Source organism: Methylocapsa polymorpha (assembly GCF_045689225.1).
In the GTDB taxonomy this organism is placed as follows: Bacteria; Pseudomonadota; Alphaproteobacteria; order Rhizobiales; family Beijerinckiaceae; genus Methylocapsa; species Methylocapsa polymorpha.
On sequence record NZ_CP136862.1, the window covers coordinates 440,477 to 465,902 of the forward strand.

The window sequence follows — 25,426 nt, forward strand, 5'->3', positions numbered from 1 at the left end:
CCTTGGATTGCCGTGACGCGGAGACCCGCCAGCGCTAAGCGCTAGTTATCGGGTAGATTGAGCCTGATGTGCAATTCACGCAATTGCTTTGCGGTGACGGTGGAGGGCGCCCCCATGAGCAAATCCTCGGCGCGCTGGTTCATCGGGAAGAGCACGATCTCGCGCAAGTTCTCTTCGCCCGCGAGCAGCATGACGATGCGGTCGACGCCCGGCGCGATCCCGCCATGCGGCGGCGCGCCATATTGAAAGGCGCGATACATGCCGCCGAATTTTTCCTCGAGCACGCGCTCGTCATAGCCGGCGAGAGCAAAGGCCTTCCGCATAATGTCGGGACGATGGTTGCGGATCGCGCCGGAGGACAGCTCGACGCCATTGCAGACAATGTCATATTGGAAGGCCTTGATGCCGAATATGGTCTTCTCGTCCGAGGGATCCAGGGCGACAAAAGCGTCATGCTCGAAATTCGGCATTGAAAACGGATTATGCGAGAAGTCGATTTTCTTCTCGTCGTCGTTCCATTCATACATCGGAAAATCGACGATCCAGCAGAATTCGAAGACGCCGGTCTTCGATAGAGCCAGCTCTTCGCCGAGGCGCTGCCGCGCGGCGCCGGCGAATTTGTAAATATCCTTCGGCTTGCCCAGCACGAAAAAGATGGCGTCGCCCGCCTTCAATCCAACAGGCCGAAGTTCCCTGTAGGGTTCGGCGATCTCGAGCGGGAATTTCTCCTCTTTCTGGTCTTCCGGCGCGGGCAGCCGCACGAATTCGCTCAGCCGTCCATTCACGCCTTGACGAATAAGTTCGGTGCGCTCGATGCCGATGTTTTTCGCGACCGGCCCGGCGCCGCCTTCCTCGCCTTCGCGCCAGAAAATATAAGCGAGTCCCGGCTGGCCTTCGCTCTTGGCCCAACTGTCCATGCGGTCGCAGAAGGTTCGCTGGCCGCCGCCCGGCGCGGGGACAGCCCAAACGACCGCCTCGGGATCGGCGGCGAGGCGCTTTGCGAAAACGCCAAAGCCGGAGTCGCGGAAGACATTTGTGACGTCGTGGATGAGAAGCGGGTTGCGGAGATCCGGCTTGTCCGTTCCGAACGCCCTCAGAGCAGCGCTGTAGGAAATGAGCGGGAATTTCTGCGTCACCGGCCGGCCGCCGCCGAATTCCTCAAACACGCCGCGCAGCACCGGCTCAACCTCAGCGAAAACATCCTCTTGCGTGACGAAGCTCATTTCGACATCGAGCTGGTAGAATTCGCCGGGGCTACGATCGGCGCGGGCGTCCTCGTCACGGAAACAGGGCGCGATCTGGAAATAGCGATCGAAGCCCGCGACCATGATCAGCTGCTTGAACTGCTGCGGCGCCTGCGGCAGGGCGTAGAATTTGCCGGGATGCAGGCGCGAGGGCACGAGAAAATCGCGCGCGCCTTCCGGGCTCGAAGCAGTCAGGATCGGGGTCTGAAATTCAAAAAAGCCACGCTCCTTCATGCGGGCGCGCAAAAAATCAATGATCTGCCCGCGCAACATGATGTTCTTATGGAGCTTGTCGCGGCGTAGATCGAGAAAACGATAGCGCAACCGCATGTCTTCCGGATAATTGTGGTCGCCGAAGACAGGCATCGGCAGTTCGGCGGCGGGTCCGAGGACTTCGATCTCTGTCACATAGACCTCGATGAGGCCCGTCGGCATCTCGGGGTTTTCGGTGCCTTCCGGGCGCCGCCGAACCAGACCGTCGATGCGCACAACCCATTCGGACCGGAGTTTCTCGGCCAAAGCGAAAGCTTTCGAATCGGGGTCGACGACGCATTGCGTCACGCCATAATGGTCGCGCAGATCGATGAAAAGCACGCCGCCGTGGTCGCGAATTCGATGGCACCAGCCGGAGAGGCGGGTCGTTTCGTCGGCTAGCGCTTCACGCAGGTCGCCGCAGGTATGAGAACGGTAGCGATGCATCATTTCATCACGAACAAAAGAGGGGAAGGGCTTGACGATGGCCTTGCGGGTTTCGCGAAGCGGGCGGAGAACGGCATGGGCGCGGGCTTCTGTCAAGGCGCTCGGCTGCGGCGATCGGCCGGGGGGCGATCCACCGGATTGCTTCGCGATCGGAGGTCGACAGTCATTCGAGCCTATAGCCGCGCGCCGAGCTTTGCTTTATTGAGCAAATATGAGCCTGATCTCGACCACGCAACACTTGGCGGAAGCCTGCCGCCGCCTTGCAAAACATTCCTTCGTCACGGTCGACACCGAGTTCTTGCGGGAAACCACCTTCTGGCCGCGGCTATGCGTCGTTCAGCTTGCGTCGCCAGAGGAGGCGATAGCCGTCGACGCCCTGGCGGAGGGGCTCGATCTCTCGCCCTTCTTCGAGCTCATGGCCAACCAGACGCTCACGAAAGTATTTCATGCCGCCAGGCAAGATATTGAAATCATATGGAATCTCGCCAAGCTGATTCCGGCGCCGCTGTTTGACACCCAAGTCGCGGCCATGGTCTGCGGCTTCGGCGATCAAGTTTCTTACGGCGATCTTGTCCAAACCGTCACGAAAGTGACCCTCGATAAATCATCACGCTTTACCGATTGGTCGCGCCGTCCGCTCTTGGCGACTCAAGTCGATTACGCCATAGCCGACGTCACTTATTTGCGCGACATCTATGCTTTCTTGCGCCAGAAGCTGGAGCAGAGCGAAAGACTTGCCTGGCTAAGCGACGAAATGGCGCTTTTGACCTCGCCTTCAACCTATTCGCAGCATCCCGAAAACGCCTGGGAGCGCTTGCGCAATCGGGTCCGCAAACCGCGCGACCTCGCGGTCCTGATGGAAGTGGCCGGCTGGCGCGAAGCCGAGGCTCAGACGCGCGACGTGCCGCGCTCGCGGGTGCTCAAGGACGATGTCTTGGTCGAGCTTGCGCTCGCCGCTCCGCGAACGGCGGACGCTTTGGGAAACCTTCGCGCCTTTCCGCGCGGCATGGAGCGCTCCCGCACGGGCGTCGATATTCTGGCGGCGATCGAACGCGGCCTCGCCCGCGATCCCAAGACGCTGCCGAAACTCGAGCGCGAACGGCGCACGGGCGGCAATGGCGCGACGGTCGAGCTCCTGAAAGTGCTGCTCCGCCACGTCAGCGAAAGCCACGGGGTGGCTACGAAGATGATCGCGACGGTCGATGATCTCGAGGCGATCGCCGCCGACGACAACGCCAAGGTCGCGGCCTTGAGCGGCTGGCGGCGCGAGCTTTTCGGCGTCAAGGCGCTTGAGCTGAAGCACGGCCGTCTCGCCCTGACGGTCGAACATGGCAAAGTCATCACCCTCGAATGGCAGGACGCCGGGGGGCCAGCAGATGCGGCCAAGTGAGGGCTCGAGGCGGCCCGCATCCCGGATAAGACTGCGGGCCTGATTGATCGTCACCCCAAAACCGTGATCACCGGCTCGCGTCCGATGAGGCGAGCAAGCTGCTTCAATCGATTGTAGAGCCGGTCGCTCGCCAGATCCGCGAGATCGGTAGGCAAGGTCAAGACCACCTTGGATTTGACGCAGGCGACAGGCGCGCGCGGCAGGACATCCGGCATGGCGCTCGAGATGAGATAGGCGAGCCGCGACGCCGCGGCGAGAATTCGCGCCTTGTCGAGCATTCGCGAGGATACGAGCGCGCGAATCTGCGGACTGACGTCCGCGTCGAGGCCGAGATAGCGATAGGACATGGCCAAAACGAGAAAAGACCGGCCGGGATGGTCCACCCCCGTGAAGGCGGTGTTCTCGACAAGATTCAGGCTTTCCTCGCTGCGATAATCGGGATGCGCGCGCCAGTTCACATCCGCCAAGAGGCAGGCCGCGTGGCGAAGCCGCCTTTCCTCGGCGGTCTCCTCGAGATGCGTGGACTTCATGAAATGATCGGTCCAGGCGCAAAGATCCTCGGCGTGGCGCGGCGCGCGAGAGAAGAGCTGATTGAATTCCGCCGCCGCGACCAGCAAAGGATCCTGCTGGCGTTGCGCCGGAGGAAGCATCTCGTAAAGCAGACCTTCGCGCACGCCTGAGGTTGAGATCATCACCTCCCTCGGCTGCGACTTGCGAATGATTTCTTCGAGCACCACGGCGCCATAGGCGAGGAGCGGCCGGCGCGCCGCATTGACGGAGTCGATCGAGATCAGCGTGTCCGTGTCCACACGCTCGACGAGGCCCGCGAAATCGGCAGCGTCTTCGGCGGGAATCACATAGCCGTGCATCACATTCAGCGGATAATGGCGTTGGCTCATGTGCAGCTTGGCCAGCGCGCGCCAAGTGCCCCCGACAGCGTAGAAGCTGCGTCCGGCGACGCGATCGAGAATGCGCGACTTCGCGAGAGCCTCGCGGACAATCTTGACCGCGGCGCGCGGCGAACGCCCCGAGGCGTCCATCAAGGTGAGGCCGCCGAGCGGCAGGGTCGCGCCTTTGCCGAGAGTGGCGCCTTTCACGTCAATCAGTTCGAGCGAACCGCCGCCGAGATCGCCGACGACGCCGTCCGGCTTGTTGATTCCCGAGACGACCCCTTGCGCCGACAATTCCGCTTCGCGGTCGCCGGACAGGAGAGAGATCGGCGCGCCGATCGCCTGCGTCGCCGCCGCCAGAAATTCGCCGCCGTTCACAGCGTCGCGCGCCGCGGCTGTCGCAATCACATAGAGGTCCGAAACCCCCATGATGTCGCTTAAGACGCGGAAGCGGCGCAAAGCCGCAAAGGCTTTCTCCATGCCGGCCTTGGGAAGCCGTCCCGTCGTCGCCACGCCATTGCCTAGCGCGCAGAGCGATTTTTCGTTGAAGATCGGCCGCGGCGACCGACTTAGGCTCTCGTAAGCGACAAGACGAACCGAGTTCGATCCGATGTCGACAATCGCGACCGGATGTTTCGTCCGCAGATTCAACGCTCGGTCTCGATCGTAATTCAACATGGAGGAGTCAACGGTTCTCCAGCCGCTTGAAGAGGCTTTTCGGGCTTGAGTGCTTGAGGGATTTGCCACGACCGGACAGGCTCGGATTCGTCATGAAATAGGAATGCGCATTGAAAGGCTCCTCGCCTTCCGCCGCCTGTATGCGCGCGCTAGATCCATCCGGCAAGACCCGATAGCTCTGTTGATTGTCGATCAAATTGGCGACCATAATCTGGTCGAGCACCTGCTCGTGCACGGTCGGATTGAGGATCGGCATCAATACCTCGACGCGACGATCAAGATTGCGCGGCATCAGATCGGCGGATGAAATATAGACATGCGCCTTCGGATGCGGCAGCTCATGACCGCCGCCAAAGCAATAGACGCGGGCATGTTCGAGAAAGCGGCCGATGATGGATTTCACCCTTATGTTCTCGGAAAGGCCCGGCAAGCCCGGCCTCAAGCAACATATGCCGCGCACGATGAGGTCGATCGTTACGCCTGCCTGGCTCGCTTCGTAGAAGGCGTCGATGATCTCCGGATCGACCAGAGAATTGCATTTCGCCCAGATGGAGCCGGGCTTGCCGGCCTTAACGAAGGCGATTTCCTGAGCGATATGGTCCAGCAGGCGCGTCTTCAATGAAATCGGCGACACCGCCATGCGCTCAAGACCGGCCGGCTTCGCGTAGCCGGTGATGAAATTGAAAATTTTGGAGACGTCGCGGCCGATCGCCGCATCCGCGGTGAAAAAGGAAATGTCGGTATAAATTTTCGCCGTCACGGGGTGATAATTTCCGGTGCCGACATGGCAATAAGTGACCAAGGCGCCGCCTTCCTTGCGCACGACCATGGACAATTTGGCGTGCGTCTTCAATTCGATGAAGCCGAAGACCACTTGCACGCCCGCGCGTTCGAGATCGCGCGCCCAGCGGATATTGGCCGCCTCGTCGAAACGCGCCTTGAGTTCGACAAGAGCGGTCACCGACTTGCCGGCTTCCGCCGCCTCGATGAGGGCGCGAACGATCGGACTGTTCGAGGATGTGCGATAGAGCGTCTGCTTGATCGCGACCACATGCGGATCGGCTGCGGCCTGATTTAGAAACTGCACCACCACGTCAAAGGACTCGTATGGATGGTGGACGACGAGATCCTTTTGCTTGATGGTCAGAAAGCAGTCGCCGCCATTGTCGCGCAGGCGTTCTGGAAAGCGCGGATTATAGGGCTTGAACTTGAGCTCCGGCCGATCGAGGCTCACGAGCTCGGACAGCTCGTTCAAAGCCAGCATTCCATCGAGGATGAAGATCTCCTCGGCCACGACGTCGAGCTCCTCTGCGACGAAGGCGCGCAGCTCCTCCGGCATGAGGCTATCGAATTCGAGCCTAATGACGGAGCCGAGACGGCGGCGCTTCAACGCTGTTTCGAAGAGGAGAACAAGATCCTCCGCCTCTTCCTCGACCTCGAGATCGCTATCGCGAATGACTCTGAACAGACCAAGCCCGCGCACGTTATAGCCGGGAAACAGGCTCTGCGTGAACATGCCCACCAATGTTTCGAGAGCGACGAAACGTTGGCGCTTTTCGCCCTGCTCGTCCGGGAGCCTGATGAACCGTTCGATCTTGGCCGGCAGGCGGATGAGGGCCTTGGAATTCTTGTTGCCGCCGGGCCCGATCAATTCGAGCGCAATGGTGAAGCCGAAATTGGGAATGAAGGGAAACGGATGCGCCGGATCGATCGCAAGCGGCGTCAGCACCGGAAAGACATGCGCCAGAAAATATTGCTCGAGCCAAGCCGCCTCTGACTTGGCGAGATCCGGCGGATCCAGAATCGCAATCCCTACGCCATCCAGCTCCTTGCGCAGCTCGCGCCAGCGGCGCTGCTGCTCCACCGCCAAAAGACTCACGCGCTCGCGGATCTTGGCGAGCTGCTCAGCCGGCGTAAGACCATCCTCGGAAGGCGTCATGACGCCGGCGCGCAACTGGCCGCGAAGACCAGCGACGCGCACCATGAAGAATTCGTCGAGGTTATCGGCCGAGATCGTCAGGAAGCGCAATTGTTCGAGAAGGGGATGATTGCGATTCGAGGCTTCCTGCATGACTCGCCAATTGAATTCGAGCCAAGATAATTCGCGATTGATGAAACGGTGCGGCGAATGCGCAAGCTCGCTTGGATGCGTCGCCATATCGCTGCGATCGTCCGTCGCTGGCCTTGGGTTTTCCGAGGCCTCGATTTTCAGACCAGGTTCGGCATCGTTCGCGTGTCCGTCGCCCGGCGCCGGAGTCGCGGCGCGCGGCGGCGTAATTTCCGCTGCGATCGAATTATGTTTCCCGCCGCGCCTTGTCTCGGTTCCGCGCTTTGATTCGGCCGTCTTAGGCCCTTGGGCGGGTGAACTCAAAATGGCCTCCTCGTTGGAAAATCGCCGGAACTTCATCGCTTTTCATGACGAGAACGTGACTTGGCGGGGCTCTAACGCGCATCTCGAAGAGCAAGCCCCGCGCATAAGCTGAAGGCGCCGTCTGCGCATCCGTCAAAGCGAGCTTGGTCGCTCGAGGAAAGGTTGTAAAGAGCGCGTCCGCGAGCCTGCTGAAATCTACCCGAGCACTGCGCCGCAGCTCAGAGCATGTCCCGAAAAAGTTGCCCGACTTTTTCGATCAGGACATCCTCCAAGTCTTTGAATTTGAACGAGTCTTTGCTGATCAAATGACTCTATTTGATCAGCAAGGACTCGCTTTAGAGCCGACGCCGCTCGGCTCCGCCGAACGGCGCGCTCGATCGGCCTGCTAGCCAAGTTAAGCCGAAATAGAGGACGATCAAGACAATGTCGCAGCTAATCCAGATCATGGAGAAAAAGTTCTGGATCGCCAGCGCGACGAAGATCTGCGCCAGCGCGCTAAAAAGCCACAGCACGCCGCCCCAAGGGGTCGCAAGCCACAGGCCGACCGCGGCCACAAGGTCGAGAACCGCAAAGAAAATCACCGCCCCGCCCCAGATCGGCGTCACGACATCGAAGAGCGGTTCGCGCGGCAGCAGCACCGCGCCCCATTGCACCAGCCCCTGGAAGACCCAGATCACCGCGAGCAGGCGCATGAACACGACGAGGATGAGCCCCCAGGAAAGGTCCCAAGGCGCTTCATTGCCGGTGCGATGCGCCGCCTCGCCGAGGCGGATAGCCGCCCCGGAATCGCCCTGCTCCGCTTTCTTGTCGAATCCCGGAAGGACTCTCATGGCGCGTGAGCTTCTGCGGAAAACTCGAGCTCGCCGTCAGTCAGAGGCGCGAAATAGGGGTCGATATCGGCCGGCTTGAGGGCTTCGATTTCGGCCGGATTCCAAATCGGCCGATTGTCCTTGTCGATGATAACCGCGCGGACGCCTTCGTAAAAATCATGTCCCTTGGCGATGCGCGAGACGATCCGAAATTCCGTTCGCATGGCCTCGTCAATATCGAGGCTCGCGCCGATCTGCATTTGCCGCAGCGCGATCGCGAGACTAGTCGGCGATTTCGCGCGTATCGTGTCATATGTGGCGAGGGCGAATTCCGAGCCCCCATAGCCCGCGTCGTCGATCTCCTCGAGAATGGCCGAAAGCGTCGGCGCGCCGAAACAGCCGTCGATGAAATGCCTTTGACCCGCTAGCGACGAAACGGGCGGCGGCGCGCTTTCAGCCGCAATCGCGGCCGAAACATCCTCGCCGTGGACCAGCCGCTGCGCCAGCGCCGCGAATCGCTGCGACGGCGCATGAGCGTTTGCGAGCCCGAAAGCGACGGCGTCGCCGCAGTTCATGCGCGCTCCGGTCAAGGCGAGATAGGCCCCTGTCTTGCCGGGCAGGCGCGGCAGAAAGAACGTCGCCCCGACATCCGGGAAAAAGCCTATGCCCGCCTCCGGCATGGCGAAGCTGTATTTGTCGCCGGCGACAATGTAGGAGCCATGCGCGGATATGCCAGCGCCACCGCCCATGACGATTCCGTCGATGAGCGAGACATAGGGCTTTGGATAGAGCTTGATGCGGCGATTGAGGATATATTCCTCGCGCCAGAAGGCGAGTTGCTCGGCGAAACGCTGAGCCTTGCCCAATTCGTGCAGAATCCTGATGTCCGCCCCGGCGCAAAAAGCCCGGTCTCCCGCCGCCTTGACGAGAACGCATTGAACAGCCGGATCGCCTTCCCACAGGTCGAGCGCCCGCGCGATCTCGCGCACCATGTGCAAGGTCAAAGCATTCAGCGCGTGGGGACGGTTGAGCGTGATGACGCCGCAACGGCCCTCTTTCTCGCAAGTAATCTCCGGATCGCTCATCGTCCCTCCTGGCAGGAGGGATTAGACCCCCGAAGGGCGTCCCGTCAACGCATCCGGGACGAAGCGTCAGGTTTGGGAAATTGGCGGCCGGATCAGAGCGGAATGACGATTGCTTCCGTAATCCGATCCCCGTCGTCAAAGGGCTTTTTGGCAGCGGCAGCCGCAAATCACAGAGAGCTGGAAAATGCTCCGATTTATGCGAGAATTTCGTGTTCCGTGGGGATTTATGATGGTTATGCCAGAGAGCTCGGCGGATAGTCCTGTAAGTTATGTCGAAACCAGGAAGCCCGAATTTTTAAAGTCGCGAAATACCTGGGAAAAAGAGAAAGTCACCCTTCCAGTAGAATGGCGAATGTCCTTTAACTGGAATGATTCTATCGGTAAAATCATCGCCATTCTTTTCTTCATGCTCGTGATTATAAGCAGATCCAGAAACGATCTGGTCATAATTCTCAGCTTTAGCCCAGTTCTGATTCTATTTTCGATTACGCTCATAAGACAATGGCGTGCGCAGCGAAAATTTGGAAATGGCGTACTTACAATTGGGATCGACGGATTCCGAGATACCAGGCTATCGGACAAGTTTATTCCGTGGACTGCTTGCAAAAAAGTTGACTTTACACAACGCGGAAGGGGCCTCTGGATGCGTCCCGGCGAAACGGTATATTTAAAGGAGGCGACGCCAGCGCTCGATGGAAGTTATTACTATCATGGGTCGGCCCTGGAAACGATGGGACATCCACATGTCTATATAGAATTTAACGCGGCATGGTCGATGCGCGAGAAAATCAGCGTGCATGAGCTTTTTGCTGCGCTCATCGCAAAGGCGTCGCCGAAATCAGCCACAGGCTTAGAAGGGACTCAATCCGCCCACGCGAGCGCCTCTGAGGATCGGCCGAAAACCCGCAAGCTATGGGTGAATTTGGTTGCGGTGCTTGGAATCGCTATTTTCCCATTTGCCCTCACTATGGCGACGATTGAGCGGAAAACGCCGAGCAGCGGAATATGGATAGCTTTGGTAATATTGAGCCTGGCGCCATCCCTGGGGTGCATGATCTGGCTGCTTGTCAGACATGCCGAACGATTAGTTAATTTCAATTATTATTGCCAAGATCGACTGGCCCCTTTTCGATTATGGCTGCTGGCGCCTTCCTTCTTTATGCTGCTGGCATTCGACATCTATAAGATGCTGTGAGCCTTTATTCGACGATCCTAGATGCTTTCGGTAAGTGCATTAGGGGTCGAGAATGATTTGGCGTGGTCGACAAAGCCTTGATCTATGGAAGAGTTCGCGATGGGCCTCTTGCCCCCGATGTCTCGCCGAGGTCATCTGGACGCACCGGCAAGGCCGCGACATATTCTGGGCGTATGAAGCAATGGCGGCGGGCAGGCTGCGCAAACTTCACTCTGGAGGTTCATGATGGCGCCGATCAAGCTTTACATCGCGGCGGCTGCGCTGCTGACTTCAGCCTCCTGGCCGGTCGCCGCGCAGGATGCGCCAGTCGAAGAGCAGATCGTCGACGCAATGAACAAGCTGTTCGGCGTCCATCCGGGGTTTCGCGCCAATCACGCGAAGGGAATCGTCGCGGAGGGAAGTTTCAAGGCCTCGCCCGATGCGGCCTCGCTGAGCAAGGCGGCGCTGTTCGACGGCCGCGTCATCCCGGTTACGGTGCGCTTCTCGGACGCTACGGGCATTCCGAACGTGCCTGATGGATCAGGCTTGGCTAATCCGCACGGGCTCGCGATCAAGTTTCATTTGCCGGACGGCAATGAGACCGACATGGTGATCAATTCATTGAAATTCTTTCCTGTCGCCACCGGCGCCGATTTCCGCGACATGCTGCTGGCCTTGGCCGCCAGTCCGCCCACTGCGCCCAAGCCAACAAAATTCGACGAATTCGTCGCGAGCCATCCGAACGCGCCGCGCGCCCAGGCGACGGTGCAAACGCCGAACAGTTTCGCCGACGAACAATATTATGGGATCAACGCCTTCGTCTTCGTCAACAAGAAAGGCGAGAGGCAGGCCATACGCTATATAGCGGCGCCGGAGAAGCTCGTGCATCTCGATGCGGCGGAAGCCGCCAAAAGACCGCCGGATTTCCTCATCGACGAATTGCCGGCGCGTCTCGCGCGCGCCCCGGTGACGTTCCACCTGAAGGCCCAGCTGGCGACGCCCGCCGACCAGACGAAAGACGGTTCGCAACCCTGGCCGGAGACCAACAAGATCGTGGAGCTCGGGGTGCTGACGATCGACAAAGCCGCGCCCAATAGCCTGGAAGCCCAAAAGGAGCTTTTGTTCCTGCCGGGCCGCCTTATCGACGGAATTGAGCCCTCCGACGATCCCCTGATCGACGTGCGGGATGGGTCCTATGCGGTGTCTTTCTCACGCCGCAACCCATGAAACTTTCTCTTCGCTAGAGCGCTTCCCGATCAGATGGACTCATCTGATCGAAAAGGAATCGCTCAAACTCAAAGAGTTGGAGCATGTTCTGACCGAAAAAGTCGAACAACTTTTTCGGAACATGCTCTAAGGCGCGGGGCCGCGGCGTCCGCGGGACACAAAAAACCTCGGGGACCATTGGACCCCCGAGGTTCGTAAAATGCTTGCAAAAGGCCTTGGCCTATTCGTCCACGGTCACGCGCGGCTGTTCGAGCAAGGGCGTCGGCTCAGGCGCGGCCGGCTTCGATGTCTCCGCCTTTTGCGCCAATATGAGCTCGTCGCGCATGGCCGCGACCCGGCGCAGTTTAGACATGGCCGCGCCGGTGCCCGCCGGGATGAGCCGGCCGACGATGACGTTTTCCTTCAGCCCTTCGAGCGTGTCGGCCTTTCCGTTAACGGCCGCCTCGGTCAGCACGCGGGTCGTCTCCTGGAAGGACGCGGCGGAAATAAAGGACCGCGTCTGCAGCGAAGCTTTGGTGATCCCGAGCAGGACCGGGGTTCCGGAGGCCGGCTTCTTGCCCTCCTCGATCGCCTTTGTATTGGCCTCATCGAGTTCGGTCTGATCGACCTGCTCGCCGGATAGAAAATCGGTGTCGCCGGGATCGACGATATCGACCTTCTGCAGCATCTGGCGGACAATCACCTCGATGTGCTTGTCGTTGATGCTGACGCCCTGCAGGCGATAGACTTCCTGGATCTCGTTGACGAGATAGGCGGCGAGCTCCTCGACTCCCTTGATCGCCAAAATGTCGTGCGGGGCCGGATTTCCATCGACGATATAATCGCCCTTCTCCACGACGTCGCCGTCCTGGAGATGGATATGCTTGCCCTTGGGGATCAAATATTCGATCGGCTCGGCGCCCTCCTCGTTCGGAATGATCGAGATGCGCGTCTTGTTCTTGTAGTCGCGGCCAAACTGCACCGTGCCCGAGGCCTCGGCGATGATCGCATGATCCTTCGGCCGGCGCGCCTCGAACAATTCGGCGACGCGTGGAAGGCCGCCCGTGATGTCGCGCGTCTTCGCCGATTCCATCGAGATGCGGGCGATGATGTCGCCCGCCTTGACCTCGCCGCCCGGGTCGACGCCGATGATCGACTCGACTGGCAGCGTGTAGCGCGCGTCGCCGCCGCGCTGCAGCTTCCCGATCTTGCCATCCGCAGTCTTGATCACGATTGACGGCTTCAAGGTCGCCGACCGTTGATTGAGCCGCCAGTCGATGACCACGCGCTTGGCGATGCCTGTCGCCTCGTCGATGGTCTCGGTCATCGAGGCGCCTTCGACAAGATCCTCGAAGCCGATGACGCCGTCGATCTCGGTCAGGATCGGCCGGGTGTAGGGATCCCACTCGGCGATGCGCTGGCCACGCTTGATCTTGTCGCCTTCGTCGACCTTGAGCCTCGCGCCATATTGGACGCGATGGACCGCGCGCTCGACGCCATCCGGGCCTTCGATGACGATCGCGACATTGCGCGCCATGACCATCAAGTCGCCCTCGGAATTACGGGCGAGATGCCGATTGCGGACCTTCACCGTTCCCTCGAAATTGGATTCGATGAAGGACTGATCGGCGATCTGCGCGGCGCCACCGATATGGAACGTGCGCATCGTGAGCTGCGTGCCCGGCTCACCGATCGACTGCGCGGCGATGACGCCCACCGCCTCGCCCATATTGACCGGCGTTCCACGCGCGAGATCGCGGCCATAACACTTGCCGCAGACGCCGTTCTTGGCTTCGCAGGTCAGCACCGAGCGGATCTTCACTTCCTGGATGCCGGCCGCGTTGATGCGGTCGATATGCCATTCCTGGATCATCTCGCCCGCGGCGACGATAATTCCGCCGTCGACGTCCTTCAAGTCCTCGGCTGCCGTCCGTCCGAGAATGCGGATGGCGAGCGACGCGACGATCTGGCCGGCGTCGATGATCGCGCGCATGCGGATGCCGTTCTGGGAGCCGCAGTCAACCGTCGTGATGATCGAGTCCTGCGCGACGTCGACGAGCCGGCGGGTCAGATAGCCGGAATTCGCGGTCTTCAGAGCCGTGTCGGCGAGGCCCTTGCGGGCGCCATGCGTCGAGTTGAAATACTCGAGCACGGTGAGCCCTTCCTTGAAGTTCGAGATGATCGGGCTCTCGATGATCTCGCCCGAAGGCTTCGTCATCAATCCGCGCATCGCGGCGAGTTGCTTCATCTGCGTCGGCGAGCCACGCGCCCCGGAATGCGACATCATGTAGATCGAGTTGATCGGCTTGTCGCGGCCAGATTCGTCCTTTTGCACGGACGAGATGCGCAACATCATCTCCTCGGCGAGCTTGTCGGAGCATTTCGCCCAGGCGTCGACCACCTTGTTGTATTTCTCGCCATGAGTGATGAGGCCATCGTTATATTGCTGCTCATATTCCTTGGCGAGCGCGCTCGTCTCCGCAATGATGCGCGGCTTCGTCTCGGGCACGACCATGTCGTCCTTGCCGAAGGAAATGCCGGCCTTGAACGCCTCGCGGAAGCCGAGCGCCATGATCCGGTCGCAGAAGATGACCGTCTCCTTCTGCCCGCAATTGCGGTAGACGATGTCGATCATGTTGGAGATTTCCTTCTTCGTCATGAGCTTGTTCACGACGTCGAAAGGAATCTTCGTGTGGTTGGGCAGAAGCTGGCCAAGGATCAAACGGCCGGGCGTGGTGTCGAAGATCTTTGACACGCGTTGGCCGTCGGAATCATAGGTCCATGCGCGGCCCTTGATCCGCGTATGCAAGGTGATCGCCTTGGCCTGTATGGCGTGCTCGATCTCGCCGATATTGGCGAAGGCCATGCCTTGACCGGGCTCGCCGTCGCGCATCAGCGAAACATAATAGAGACCGAGGACGATATCCTGGCTCGGCACGATGATCGGCTGACCATTGGCCGGATGCAGGATATTGTTGGTCGACATCATGAGCACGCGCGCTTCAAGCTGAGCCTCGAGCGACAAAGGCACGTGAACCGCCATCTGGTCGCCGTCGAAATCGGCGTTGAACGCCGCGCAGACAAGCGGATGCAACTGGATCGCCTTGCCCTCGATCAACTTCGGCTCGAAAGCCTGGATGCCGAGGCGGTGCAAGGTCGGAGCCCGGTTCAACATGACCGGATGCTCGCGGATGACCTCGTCGAGAATGTCCCAGACTTCCGGCTTTTCCTTTTCGACGAGTTTCTTCGCCTGTTTGACCGTCGCCGACAGGCCCTTCGCGTCGAGCCGCGAATAGATGAAGGGCTTGAAAAGCTCCAGCGCCATCTTCTTCGGCAAGCCGCATTGATGCAGCTTGAGATCGGGACCGACGACGATGACCGAGCGGCCGGAATAATCGACGCGCTTGCCGAGCAGGTTCTGGCGGAACCGACCCTGCTTGCCCTTCAACATGTCCGCAAGCGACTTCAAGGGCCGCTTGTTGGCGCCGGTGATGACGCGGCCGCGCCGGCCATTGTCGAACAAAGCGTCGACAGCCTCCTGCAGCATGCGCTTTTCATTGCGCACGATGATGTCTGGCGCGCGCAATTCAATCAGCCGCTTCAGCCGGTTGTTGCGGTTGATGACGCGGCGATAGAGATCGTTGAGATCGGAGGTCGCGAACCTTCCGCCGTCAAGCGGCACAAGCGGCCGCAGGTCCGGCGGAATGACCGGAACCTCGGTGAGAATCATCCACTCCGGCTTGTTGCCAGAATGGATGAACGCCTCGATGATCTTTAGCCGCTTTGCGAGCTTCTTCGGCTTCAATTCCGTGGTGGACTGGGCGATCTCGATCTTGAGCTGCTCCGCGATCCCGGCAAGGTCCATGTTGCGCAGGATCTCGCGGATCGCTTCGGCGCCGATCAGAGCGGTGAAGGAATCCTGGCCATATTCATCCTGCGCGCGCAGATAGTCCTCCTCATTGAGGAGCTGGCGATCCTTCAAAGGCGTCAAGCCCGGATCGAGCACGATATAGGATTCGAAATAAAGGATGCGCTCGAGATCCTTCAGCGTCATATCGAGCAAGAGGCCGATGCGGGACGGCAGCGACTTCAAGAACCAGATATGCGCGACCGGCGCGGCAAGCGAAATATGTCCCATGCGCTCGCGCCGCACGCGCGACAAGGTCACTTCGACGCCGCATTTCTCGCAGATGACGCCCTTGTATTTCATCCGCTTGTACTTGCCGCACAAGCACTCGTAATCCTTGATCGGACCAAAGATGCGGGCGCAGAACAGGCCGTCGCGCTCCGGCTTGAACGTCCGATAGTTGATCGTCTCCGGCTTCTTGATTTCGCCGAAGGACCAGGACAGAATCTTCTCCGGGCTGGCGATCGATATCTGGATCTGATCGAAAGCCTGCGGCTGGACGACCGGATTGAAGAGATTCATGACCTCTTGATTCATTGCCATCTCCTGATGCTTGGGCCGGCGCGAAGGCGCGCCAGGCCACTTGCCGGAAAATCTTGAAAAAGCGCATCGCAACGTTGCGCGAGCCGAGGCTTGCGCAAGCTCGCTCGCGAAGCGCTACTCGGCCGCCTCAGCCGGAGGCTGGTTCAAAGCCTTCGCCGTCTGGGTCAGCTCGACATTGAGGCACAGCGAACGCATTTCCTTGACCAACACATTGAAGCTCTCCGGAATGCCGGACTCAAACGCGTCGTCTCCCCGCACGATCGACTCGTAGACCTTGGTGCGGCCGGCGACGTCGTCGGATTTCACGGTCAGCATTTCCTGCAGCGTATAGGCCGCCCCATAGGCCTCCAGCGCCCAGACCTCCATTTCGCCGAACCTCTGGCCGCCGAATTGCGCCTTGCCGCCGAGCGGCTGCTGCGTAACGAGGCTGTAGGGCCCGATCGACCGCGCATGGATCTTGTCGTCGACAAGATGATGTAGTTTCAACATGTAGATATAGCCGACCGTGACCTTACGGTCGAAGACTTCGCCTGTGCGTCCATCATAGAGATGCACCTGGCCCGAGGAGTCGAGACCCGCCTGCTCGAGCATTTCGACGATGTCTTTCTCCCGCGCGCCGTCAAACACAGGCGTCGCGATCGGGACGCCACGGCGCAGATTTTCGCCGAGTTCGACGATCTCTTCATCAGATAGCTCGCCAATTTCCTTTTCGGCGTCATAGATCTGGCTCAGCTTACTGCGCAATGGCGCGGCGTCGTGATCGCGCAAATAGGCGTTGACAGCATTGCTCACCTGCTTGCCGAGACCGGCGCAAGCCCAGCCGAGATGGGTTTCGAGAATCTGCCCGACATTCATTCGGCTCGGCACGCCGAGCGGATTCAAGACGATGTCGACCGGCTGTCCGTCGGCGAGGAAGGGCATATCTTCCTGCGGCACGATTTTCGAGACGACGCCCTTATTGCCGTGCCGTCCCGCCATCTTGTCGCCGGGCTGGATCTTGCGCTTCACGGCGACGAAGACTTTCACCATCTTCATCACGCCGGGAGACAATTCATCGCCGCGCTGCAGCTTTTCGACCTTGTCGAGGAAGCGACTCTCGAGGCCTTTCTTCGCCTCGTCATATTGCTTGCGCATGGCTTCGAGCTCGGCCATGGTCTGGTCGTTCTCGATCGCGAAGATCCACCATTGCGAGCGCGGATATTCCTCGATGATCTCCTTCGAAAGCACGGCGTCCTTCTTGAAGCCGCGCGGTCCCGCGATCGCCTTCTTGCCAATGAGAAGATCGAGCACGCGCGCATAGACGTTGCGATCGAGGATGGCGAGCTCGTCGTCGCGGTCCTTGGCGAGACGCTCGATTTCCTCGCGCTCGATCGCCTGAGCCCGTTCGTCCTTCTCGACGCCGTGGCGATTGAAGACGCGCACTTCGACAATCGTTCCCTGCACGCCCGGCGGCACGCGAAGCGAGGTGTCGCGCACGTCGGAAGCTTTTTCGCCGAAGATCGCCCGCAAGAGCTTTTCTTCCGGCGTCATCGGGCTTTCGCCCTTCGGCGTGATCTTGCCGACGAGAATGTCGCCCGCCTGCACCTCGGCGCCGATATAGACGATGCCGGCCTCGTCGAGATTTTTCAGAGCCTCTTCCGAGACATTCGGAATATCGCGCGTGATTTCCTCCGGGCCGAGCTTGGTGTCGCGGGCCATGACCTCGAATTCGTCGATATGAATCGAGGTGAAGACATCGTCCTTGACGATGCGCTCGTTGAGGAGAATCGAATCTTCGAAGTTGTAGCCATTCCAAGGCATGAAAGCGACGAGCACATTGCGCCCGAGCGCCAGATCGCCCAGATCGGTCGAGGGGCCATCGGCGATGATGTCGCCTTTGCGCACGAAATCGCCGACCCGCACCAGAGGCTTCTGGTTGACGCAGGTCGACTGGTTCGAGCGCTGGAACTTCATCAGCCGATAGATGTCGACGCCCGGCTTGCCGGCGTCGGTTTCCTCGGTCGCGCGAACGACGATGCGCGTCGCGTCGATCTGGTCGATATAGCCGGTCCGCCGCGCCGCGATCGCCGCGCCTGAATCGCGGGCGACGACGGCCTCCATGCCGGTTCCGACGAGCGGCGCGTCCGCTCTCACCAGAGGCACGGCCTGGCGCTGCATGTTCGAGCCCATGAGGGCGCGGTTCGCGTCATCGTTCTCGAGGAATGGGATCAAGGCGGCCGCGACCGACACGAGCTGCTTTGGAGACACATCCATGAAATCGACGCGTTCGCGCGGCACCATCACGACGTCGCCCGAATGACGGCAAACGACGAGATCCTCGACCAAGGTCTTGTTCTCATCGATCGGCGCATTCGCCTGCGCGACGTAATATTTTCCCTCTTCCATCGCCGACAGATAGACGACCTCATCGGTGACGCGGGTGTCCTTGATCCGCCGATAAGGCGCTTCGATGAAGCCATATTTATTGACCCGCGCGAAAGTGGCCAGCGAGTTGATGAGCCCGATATTCGGGCCTTCCGGCGTCTCGATCGGGCAGATGCGCCCGTAATGCGTCGGATGCACGTCGCGCACCTCGAAGCCGGCCCGCTCGCGCGTGAGGCCGCCCGGCCCCAGCGCCGACAGGCGCCGCTTATGGGTGATCTCCGACAGCGGATTGGTCTGATCCATGAACTGCGACAATTGCGACGAGCCAAAGAACTCCCGCACCGAAGCCGCGGCCGGCTTGGCGTTGATGAGATCCTGCGGCATCACCGTATCGATGTCGACCGACGACATCCGCTCCTTGATGGCGCGCTCCATGCGAAGGAGGCCCAACCGATATTGGTTCTCCATAAGCTCGCCGACCGAGCGAACGCGGCGATTGCCGAGATGGTCGATGTCGTCGATCTCGCCGCGCCCATCGCGCAGGTCGACAAGCGCGCGCATGACCGCAATGATGTCCTCCCGGCGCAGCGTCCGCACCGTATCGGCGGCGTCGAGATCCATGCGCATGTTCATCTTGACCCGGCCAACCGCCGAGAGATCATAGCGCTCGGGATCGAAGAACAGCGAATTGAACATCGCTTCCGCCGTCTCGAGCGTCGGCGGTTCGCCTGGGCGCATCACCCGGTAAATGTCGAACAGGGCGTCCTCGCGCGCGCTATTCTTGTCGACCGCGAGCGTATTGCGGATATAGGGCCCGATATTGATGTGGTCGATGTCGAGCAGCGGCAGTTCGTCGAAGCCGGCCTCGATGAGAAGCGGCAGCGACTTGGCGCTGATTTCATCGCCAGCTTCGGCGAAGATTTCGCCGGTCTGGGGATTATAGAGATCGACTGCGATATATTGCCCGTAGAGATCCTCGTCCTGCACACGAAGGAACTTGACGCCCCTTTCCGCGAGCTGACGCGCGGTGCGCACGGTGAGCTTCTTGCCGGCTTCGAGCACGACCTCGCCCGTGTCGGCGTCGAGCAGGTCGACCACGGCCTTCAGGCCCTTCAGGCGGTCCGCGTCGAAAGGCTGGCGCCAGCCGTCCTTGTCGCGCACAAAGGCGATCGTCTTGTAGAAGGTCGAAAGAATTTCCTCGCCGTCCATGCCGAGCGCATAGAGGACCGAGGTCGCAGGAATTTTCCGGCGGCGATCGATGCGCGCATAGACGATGTCCTTGGCATCGAATTCAATGTCGAGCCAGGACCCGCGATACGGGATGATCCGCGCCGCGAACAGAAGCTTGCCGGAGGAATGACTCTTGCCTTTGTCGTGATCGAAAAACACGCCCGGCGAACGATGCATCTGCGAGACGATGACGCGCTCAGTGCCGTTGACGATGAATGTGCCGTTCATCGTCATCAACGGCATGTCGCCCATATAGACGTCCTGCTCCTTGATGTCCTTGACGGACCGCGCGCCGGTGTCGGGGTCGACGTCGAACACGATAAGGCGCAAGGTCACCTTGAGGGGCGCGGCGAAAGTCATGCCGCGCTGGCGGCATTCATCGACGTCATATTTCGGCGGCTCGAATTCATATTTGACGAATTCGAGCAGAGCGGTGTTCGAAAAATCCGAAATCGGAAACACCGACTTGAAGACGGCTTGCAGCCCTTCGTCCGGCCGGCCGCCTTGCGGCTCGTCGACGAGCAGGAACTGGTCATAGGACGCTTTTTGAACTTCGATCAGGTTGGGCATTTCCGCGACTTCGCGGATATGGCCAAAGAATTTGCGAATACGCTTACGGCCGGTGAACGTCTGCGCCAAATGATGAGCCATGTCGCTTCTCGCACCTCGTCAAAACGGCGATCTCCCGAATGGAGATTCGCCTGTCCGCATCCAGCTCGGACGCTGGAGGGTCGGGACCTGCCTGGTCCCCTACGCCGCGGCGAAGTCGCCGCTAAGCGCTTAGCTGAGAAGCCTCGAACGACCTTTCAGCAACGGATCGACGGCCCGGTGGTTTCCCACGGGACCGTCGCTTGTGGAAAATCAAGATCGCATCGGCGATCCGCATGAAATCACTTGAGCTCGACCTTCGCGCCGGCCTTTTCGAGCGCGGCCTTGATCTTTTCGGCCTCTTCCTTGGTCGCGCCCTCCTTGACAGGCTTCGGAGCGCCTTCGACGAGATCCTTCGCCTCCTTCAGGCCGAGACCTGTCACCGCGCGCACTTCCTTGATGACTTCGATCTTCTTGTCGCCGATCGCGGCGAGGACCACGGTGAATTCCGTCTGCTCTTCGACCGGCGCGGCGGCGGCGGCCGCGGGACCCGCAGCTACGGCGACGGCCGCGGCGGCGGAGACGCCCCATTTGGCCTCGAGCAGCTTGGAGAGTTCCGCGGCTTCGAGGACGGTGAGGCTCGACAGGTCCTCGACGATCTTTTCTAAATTAGCCATTTCCAGTTCCTTCGATTGGTCTCTTGATTCGTCTGATGTCTCTTAAAAGATCGGCCGTCAGCCGGCGTCTCGATCGGCGTAAGCCGCAAAGACGCGCGCGAGCTTGGCTGCTGGCGCGGTGGTGAGCTGCGCGAGCTTCGTCGCCGGCGCCTGAATGAGGCCAAGCAGCTTGGCCCGCAATTCATCCAGGGAAGGCAAGGTCGCAAGCGACCGCACCGCATCCGGGTTCAGCACGGTCGAGCCCATGGCGCCGCCGAGGATCACGAGCTTGTCGTTCTCCTTGGCGAAAGCCACCGCCGCCTTCGGCGCCGCGACCGGATCGTCCGAATAGGCGATCAGGGTCGGACCCCGCATCAGCCCCGAGATCGATGCGACCTCGGAGCCTTCGAGAGCGATCTTGACGAGACGGTTCTTGGCGACCTGAACGCTGGCGCCAGCTGCACGCATCTGCTTGCGCAGATTTTGCATCTGAGCCACGGTCAAGCCGGAATAATGTGCGACCACCACGACCGACGTCGTTTTAAAGACATCAGTCAGGGCGGCGACGCATTCTTTCTTTTCCGCTCTGTCCAAAGTTCTATACTCCTTGCGCGGGCGCGGACCCTTGATGAAGGGGCGCCCGCGGGCTGCAACTGACGCTTCTCGTCGCCGCGAGCAGATGCCCGCGCTCAAAGCGCCGCTGTGCCTGTCCCCGGAACGAATGCGCCGCTCCGGACAGAGGGATTAGACCAAACTCGAAGGAAGCAGGCCCGGCGGGCGGTCCTGCGATCCAAAATCCGGTTGTTACCCCGTCTATGCCGGCTTTCTTAGCCGCTCCGGCGAGAGCCGGGTCGGCGGTCGAGAGATTAAGCTTGGGACCCGCCTTAAAGTTGGACCCCAGCGCCGGCAGTCTTGGACAGGACAAAGCCGGAAAGGACAGGTGGCGACCACCTATCCTCCGGCCTATCCACCGCACCACGCGCCGCCCTTTGCCGAAAGCAAAAACCTGACGGACATCTCGTAGTTGCGGAAGCTTTGTGGGTGCGGGGTTGCAAAATCCGATCAACCCCGAACCTTCTATTTAGACCAATTCCCATCGAATGCCAAGGGTGGAAGGGAAAATTTACGCTCCACCGCTCTTGTCGCAGCAGGAAAGCGCCCTACGCAGTGACTGTCGTCGGATCGACCTTGACCCCAGGCCCCATCGTGGAGGAGATCGCAACGCGTTGAATATAAGTGCCTTTGGCGCCTTGCGGCTTGGCCTTGGCCACCGCATCGACAAATGCGACAATATTCGCCACGAGCTTTTCGTCATCGAACGAAGCTTTGCCGACGCTGCCTTGAATAATCCCCGCCTTTTCGACGCGAAACTCTACAGCGCCCCCCTTGGAGGCCTTGACCGCGCCGGCGACGTCCATGGTCACGGTGCCGACTTTGGGATTAGGCATCAGGCCGCGCGGGCCCAGAACCTTGCCGAGCCTGCCGACAAGCGGCATCAGATCGGGCGTCGCGATGCAGCGATCGAAGGCGATCGTGCCGCCCTGGACCGTCGCCACGAGATCCTCCGCCCCGACGATGTCGGCCCCGGCCGCCTTCGCCTCATCCGCCTTGGCGCCGCGCGCGAAAACGGCGACGCGCAAGGTGCGCCCGGTCCCATTCGGCAGGTTGACCACGCCGCGCACCATTTGATCGGCATGTTTCGGATCGACGCCGAGATTCATGGCGATCTCGACGGTCTCGTCGAATTTCGCGCTCGCGCGCTCCTTGACGAGCTTGACCGCCTCAATGACCGGATAGAGCTTGATCCGGTCGACGCCTTCGCGCGCCTTCTGCACGCGTTTTCCTACATGCGCCATCTGCCTACCCCACTATCTCGAGGCCCATCGAACGGGCGGAGCCCTCGATCATCGCCGCCGCGGCTTCGACCGAGGCGCAATTGAGATCGGGCAGTTTCTTTTCGGCGATCTCGTTGATCTGCGCCTTCGTCACCTTGCCGACAAAACCACGGCCGGGCGTTTTAGAGCCGGACTGGATGCCTGACGCCTTCTTCAGGAAATAGGACACCGGCGGCAGCTTCATCTCAAACGTGAAGGACCGGTCCTGATAGGCGGTGATGACGACGGGGATCGGCGTCCCCTTCTCCATCTGAGCTGTGCGGGCGTTGAACGCCTTGCAGAATTCCATGATGTTCAAGCCGCGCTGACCGAGCGCGGGACCGATCGGAGGCGAAGGATTGGCCGCCCCGGCCGGCACCTGAAGCTTCACGTAGCCCGTGATCTTCTTTGCCATTGCATGCTCCCAAACAAAGCCGGCCCTCTGTCGGGCGCGGCGGTTGCGGTCGTGGTGGCGACAGGGACCCGGAATGGCGCGCCGGGCCTGCCTCCCACGTCTCTCACGCCGATGGGGCATAGCCCGCGGCGCTTTCTTGGGCTGAGCAAGGCTCCGCCCAAAAACTTCACAGCTTTTTGAAAGCGAGCCAATGATGGCTCGCTTTCCTACTCCGACCCCGAAGAGGTTGGACCAAAGACCCGCTCGCGTCAGACTTTCTCGACCTGAGCATATTCCAGCTCGACCGGCGTCGCGCGCCCGAAGATCGAAACCGCGACCTTGACCCGCGAACGGCTCTCGTCAACCTCCTCGACAATGCCGTTGAAGGAGGCGAACGGACCATCGGCCACGCGAACGGTCTCGCCAATTTCGAAGGAGATCGAGGCCTTCGGCCGCTCGACCCCTTCGGCGACCTGCCCCTTGATCCGCGCCGCCTCGCTGTCGGAAATCGGCATAGGCTTCTTGTCGGCCCCCAAAAATCCGGTGACCTTCGGCGTATTCTTGATCAGGTGGTAGATATCGTCAGAGAGATCGCATTTGATAAGAACGTAGCCTGGAAAAAACTTTCGCTCGGAATTGAACTTGCGGCCGCGGCGTATTTCCACGACCTGCTCGGTCGGCACGAGAATTTCCTCGAACTTGCCCGAAAGGCCGCGCTGCGCCGCCTGCTCCTTGATCGATTCGGCGACCTTTTTCTCGAAGTTCGTATAGGCCTGGACGATATACCAGTGCATGCTCATCGGGTAATCTTCCAACCTCTGTCGATTTGGATTCAATGCCCTAGGCCCAGAATCAAAGTGACGATCAGGCGCAGCCCCTGATCCACCGCGACGAAAAAGAGACTGGCGAAAACAACCATAAGGATCACGAGCCCTGTCGTGATCAGGGTCTCCCGGCGGGTAGGCCAGGTGACCTTGGTGGCTTCGGCGCGCACTTCCTGAAGGAACTCAAAAGGATTAACCATGTTCTGGCAAAGACCTCGCCGCGCGGGCCTCGCAAGGCCGCACAAAAAATCAGGGCGCGGAACCCGAAGGCCGCGCGCCACAACAGCGCACCTTATAGACAAGCGGCGGAAGAACGCAAATCCATTTTTAGCTTTCTCCATTCAAAAGCGCCGCGACCTGTCTTAAGCGTCGCCTTCATTTGAAGGGCGCTCCCCCGCTGACCTCCCGACACAAGCCAGCCCGCCAGCTTGAAAAGAACCGCGCCATACCCTCAACGACCCTCACGTCTCTCCACATCGATTTCGCGCGCGGGCTTTCATTAGCTCTTGATCCCAGCTATGGAAGCGCACCAAGGATTTCCTTCCGCCAAGATTGCCATGCAAGCCGTCCACGTCCTGAACGGACCGAACCTCAATCTCCTCGGCGCGAGGGAGCCCGAGATCTATGGCGATGCGACTCTCGCCGCAATCGAGGCGCGTCTCGGCGCAGTCTGCAAGCGGCGCGGGATCGCCTTGCATTTTCGCCAATCGAATCACGAAGGCGACCTCGTGACTTGGGTGCAGGAGGCGGGCCTCGCCGGCGAGCCGGTGATCTTGAACGCGGGCGCCTATACGCATACTTCGGTCGCCCTCCAAGACGCGATCAAGGGCGCAAGGACAAAAGTCATCGAGGTCCATCTTTCGAACGTTCACGCAAGGGAACGCTTTCGCCACCATTCCTTTGTCTCTCCTGTCGCGCAGGGCGTAATCCAAGGTTTCGGCGCTTTATCTTATGATCTTGCGCTTGAAGCCCTTCTCGCCGGCGCCGGACCCAGCGAAAGTTGAAGAAAATGAAATATCCGGGGCCGAAACCCGCCGGGAACAACGCAGCCAGCCCCATCGACACGGACCTCGTCGAGACGCTGGCGAAAATGGTCACGCGCCTGGGTCTCTCCGAGATCGAGGTGGCCCATGGCGACCTCAAGATCCGCATCGGGCGGCAGGTTTCGGCCGCTGCGATTCAGCACGTTGCGCCGCCGCCTTCTCCGGCTTCGGTCAGCGCGCCTCAACTGGCTTCGGCCGCGGCGCCCGAAGCGCCAGGAGCGGTCAAATCGCCGATGGTCGGAACCGCCTATCTGCGGTCCGCGCCGGATTCCGCGCCTTTTGTGGAAATCGGCTCGCGCGTGAGGGTCGGCGACAAGCTCCTTCTCGTCGAGGCAATGAAAACGTTCAACGAAATTGTCGCGCCCCGCGCTGGAACGGTGACGGGCATTCTGGTCGAGGACGGCCAGCCCGTCGAATACGGCCAGCCGCTTCTCGTGATCGAATGAGGGCCGCGCTG

General features: G+C 60.4%; 18 protein-coding genes. 5 read left to right on the forward strand and 13 right to left on the reverse strand.

Annotated features, from left to right (window positions below; all coding sequences use genetic code 11):
* Positions 1 to 41 precede the first annotated feature (41 nt).
* Positions 42 to 1,943 (reverse strand): aspartate--tRNA ligase, encoded by a 1,902-nt coding sequence (gene aspS / locus RZS28_RS02195; protein ID WP_407341019.1) that lies wholly within the window; start codon positions 1,941 to 1,943, stop codon positions 42 to 44.
* Between the two features lie 211 nt (positions 1,944 to 2,154).
* On the opposite strand from aspS, the gene rnd reads away from it, so the two are divergent.
* Entirely contained in the window at positions 2,155 to 3,333 is a 1,179-nt protein-coding gene (gene rnd, locus RZS28_RS02200) for a ribonuclease D (RefSeq protein WP_407339586.1), read from the forward strand.
* 50 nt (positions 3,334 to 3,383) lie between these two features.
* Here rnd and RZS28_RS02205 read toward each other — a convergent pair whose 3' ends face one another.
* The 4 genes from RZS28_RS02205 to RZS28_RS02220 all read right to left on the reverse strand — a co-directional run bounded on the left by RZS28_RS02205 (position 3,384) and on the right by RZS28_RS02220 (position 9,166).
* Positions 3,384 to 4,901, reverse strand: a complete 1,518-nt coding sequence (locus RZS28_RS02205; protein WP_407339587.1) for a Ppx/GppA family phosphatase — start codon at positions 4,899 to 4,901, stop codon at positions 3,384 to 3,386.
* Positions 4,902 to 4,908: 7 nt separating this feature from the next.
* On the reverse strand, positions 4,909 to 7,308 hold the full coding sequence (locus RZS28_RS02210) for an RNA degradosome polyphosphate kinase (protein ID WP_407339588.1): 2,400 nt from the start codon (positions 7,306 to 7,308) through the stop codon (positions 4,909 to 4,911).
* Positions 7,309 to 7,607: 299 nt separating this feature from the next.
* Positions 7,608 to 8,102, reverse strand: a complete 495-nt coding sequence (locus RZS28_RS02215; protein WP_407339589.1) for a hypothetical protein — start codon at positions 8,100 to 8,102, stop codon at positions 7,608 to 7,610.
* Complete coding sequence (locus RZS28_RS02220; RefSeq protein ID WP_407339590.1) at positions 8,099 to 9,166, reverse strand: enoyl-CoA hydratase/isomerase family protein; 1,068 nt, start codon at positions 9,164 to 9,166, stop codon at positions 8,099 to 8,101. Before RZS28_RS02220 ends, RZS28_RS02215 begins: the two co-directional genes overlap by 4 nt.
* 184 nt (positions 9,167 to 9,350) lie before the next feature.
* On the opposite strand from RZS28_RS02220, the gene RZS28_RS02225 reads away from it, so the two are divergent.
* Positions 9,351 to 10,361, forward strand: coding sequence for a hypothetical protein (locus tag RZS28_RS02225; RefSeq protein ID WP_407339591.1), 1,011 nt, complete (start codon positions 9,351 to 9,353; stop codon positions 10,359 to 10,361).
* Between the two features lie 225 nt (positions 10,362 to 10,586).
* Positions 10,587 to 11,567 (forward strand): catalase family peroxidase, encoded by a 981-nt coding sequence (locus RZS28_RS02230; RefSeq protein ID WP_407341020.1) that lies wholly within the window; start codon positions 10,587 to 10,589, stop codon positions 11,565 to 11,567.
* 220 nt (positions 11,568 to 11,787) lie between these two features.
* Here the strand turns inward: RZS28_RS02230 and rpoC are convergent, their stop codons facing one another.
* From rpoC to secE, 8 genes are all read right to left on the reverse strand, one after another.
* Positions 11,788 to 15,990, reverse strand: coding sequence for a DNA-directed RNA polymerase subunit beta' (gene rpoC / locus RZS28_RS02235; protein ID WP_407339592.1), 4,203 nt, complete (start codon positions 15,988 to 15,990; stop codon positions 11,788 to 11,790).
* Between the two features lie 120 nt (positions 15,991 to 16,110).
* Positions 16,111 to 20,229 (reverse strand): DNA-directed RNA polymerase subunit beta, encoded by a 4,119-nt coding sequence (gene rpoB / locus RZS28_RS02240; protein ID WP_407341021.1) that lies wholly within the window; start codon positions 20,227 to 20,229, stop codon positions 16,111 to 16,113.
* Positions 20,230 to 20,480: 251 nt separating this feature from the next.
* Positions 20,481 to 20,855 carry a 50S ribosomal protein L7/L12 gene (gene rplL / locus RZS28_RS02245; protein ID WP_407339593.1) on the reverse strand — a complete coding sequence of 125 codons (375 nt, stop codon included), beginning with the start codon at positions 20,853 to 20,855 and terminating at the stop codon, positions 20,481 to 20,483.
* Positions 20,856 to 20,912: 57 nt separating this feature from the next.
* Positions 20,913 to 21,428 (reverse strand): 50S ribosomal protein L10, encoded by a 516-nt coding sequence (rplJ, locus tag RZS28_RS02250; protein WP_407339594.1) that lies wholly within the window; start codon positions 21,426 to 21,428, stop codon positions 20,913 to 20,915.
* Positions 21,429 to 21,994: 566 nt separating this feature from the next.
* On the reverse strand, positions 21,995 to 22,690 hold the full coding sequence (gene rplA / locus RZS28_RS02255) for a 50S ribosomal protein L1 (protein WP_407339595.1): 696 nt from the start codon (positions 22,688 to 22,690) through the stop codon (positions 21,995 to 21,997).
* 4 nt (positions 22,691 to 22,694) lie between these two features.
* Positions 22,695 to 23,123 carry a 50S ribosomal protein L11 gene (gene rplK, locus RZS28_RS02260; protein WP_407339596.1) on the reverse strand — a complete coding sequence of 143 codons (429 nt, stop codon included), beginning with the start codon at positions 23,121 to 23,123 and terminating at the stop codon, positions 22,695 to 22,697.
* A 248-nt stretch (positions 23,124 to 23,371) separates the two neighbouring features.
* Positions 23,372 to 23,902: a transcription termination/antitermination protein NusG gene (nusG, locus tag RZS28_RS02265; protein WP_407339597.1), complete on the reverse strand. Its 531-nt coding sequence runs from the start codon at positions 23,900 to 23,902 to the stop codon at positions 23,372 to 23,374.
* A gap of 32 nt (positions 23,903 to 23,934) precedes the next feature.
* Positions 23,935 to 24,126: a preprotein translocase subunit SecE gene (secE, locus tag RZS28_RS02270; protein WP_407339598.1), complete on the reverse strand. Its 192-nt coding sequence runs from the start codon at positions 24,124 to 24,126 to the stop codon at positions 23,935 to 23,937.
* 357 nt (positions 24,127 to 24,483) lie between these two features.
* On the opposite strand from secE, the gene aroQ reads away from it, so the two are divergent.
* Together aroQ and accB are read left to right on the forward strand one after the other, a co-directional pair.
* Positions 24,484 to 24,930, forward strand: coding sequence for a type II 3-dehydroquinate dehydratase (gene aroQ, locus RZS28_RS02275; protein ID WP_407339599.1), 447 nt, complete (start codon positions 24,484 to 24,486; stop codon positions 24,928 to 24,930).
* 5 nt (positions 24,931 to 24,935) lie between these two features.
* A complete protein-coding gene (gene accB, locus RZS28_RS02280) occupies positions 24,936 to 25,415 on the forward strand; it encodes an acetyl-CoA carboxylase biotin carboxyl carrier protein (protein ID WP_407339600.1) in 480 nt (159 codons plus the stop codon).
* Positions 25,416 to 25,426: the final 11 nt, after the last annotated feature.

Coding starts and splice junctions, on each gene's coding strand:
- RZS28_RS02210 (WP_407339588.1), bottom strand. CDS start 7,308: ATGAAGTTCCGGCGATTTTCCAACGAGGAGGCCATTTTGAGTTCACCC.
- RZS28_RS02205 (WP_407339587.1), bottom strand. CDS start 4,901: ATGTTGAATTACGATCGAGACCGAGCGTTGAATCTGCGGACGAAACAT.
- rplK (WP_407339596.1), bottom strand. CDS start 23,123: ATGGCAAAGAAGATCACGGGCTACGTGAAGCTTCAGGTGCCGGCCGGG.
- rplL (WP_407339593.1), bottom strand. CDS start 20,855: ATGGCTAATTTAGAAAAGATCGTCGAGGACCTGTCGAGCCTCACCGTC.
- RZS28_RS02225 (WP_407339591.1), top strand. CDS start 9,351: ATGCTCCGATTTATGCGAGAATTTCGTGTTCCGTGGGGATTTATGATG.
- RZS28_RS02230 (WP_407341020.1), top strand. CDS start 10,587: ATGGCGCCGATCAAGCTTTACATCGCGGCGGCTGCGCTGCTGACTTCA.
- rnd (WP_407339586.1), top strand. CDS start 2,155: ATGAGCCTGATCTCGACCACGCAACACTTGGCGGAAGCCTGCCGCCGC.
- secE (WP_407339598.1), bottom strand. CDS start 24,126: ATGGTTAATCCTTTTGAGTTCCTTCAGGAAGTGCGCGCCGAAGCCACC.
- aspS (WP_407341019.1), bottom strand. CDS start 1,943: ATGCATCGCTACCGTTCTCATACCTGCGGCGACCTGCGTGAAGCGCTA.
- nusG (WP_407339597.1), bottom strand. CDS start 23,902: ATGAGCATGCACTGGTATATCGTCCAGGCCTATACGAACTTCGAGAAA.
- rplA (WP_407339595.1), bottom strand. CDS start 22,690: ATGGCGCATGTAGGAAAACGCGTGCAGAAGGCGCGCGAAGGCGTCGAC.
- aroQ (WP_407339599.1), top strand. CDS start 24,484: ATGCAAGCCGTCCACGTCCTGAACGGACCGAACCTCAATCTCCTCGGC.
- RZS28_RS02215 (WP_407339589.1), bottom strand. CDS start 8,102: ATGAGAGTCCTTCCGGGATTCGACAAGAAAGCGGAGCAGGGCGATTCC.
- RZS28_RS02220 (WP_407339590.1), bottom strand. CDS start 9,166: ATGAGCGATCCGGAGATTACTTGCGAGAAAGAGGGCCGTTGCGGCGTC.
- accB (WP_407339600.1), top strand. CDS start 24,936: ATGAAATATCCGGGGCCGAAACCCGCCGGGAACAACGCAGCCAGCCCC.
- rpoC (WP_407339592.1), bottom strand. CDS start 15,990: ATGAATCAAGAGGTCATGAATCTCTTCAATCCGGTCGTCCAGCCGCAG.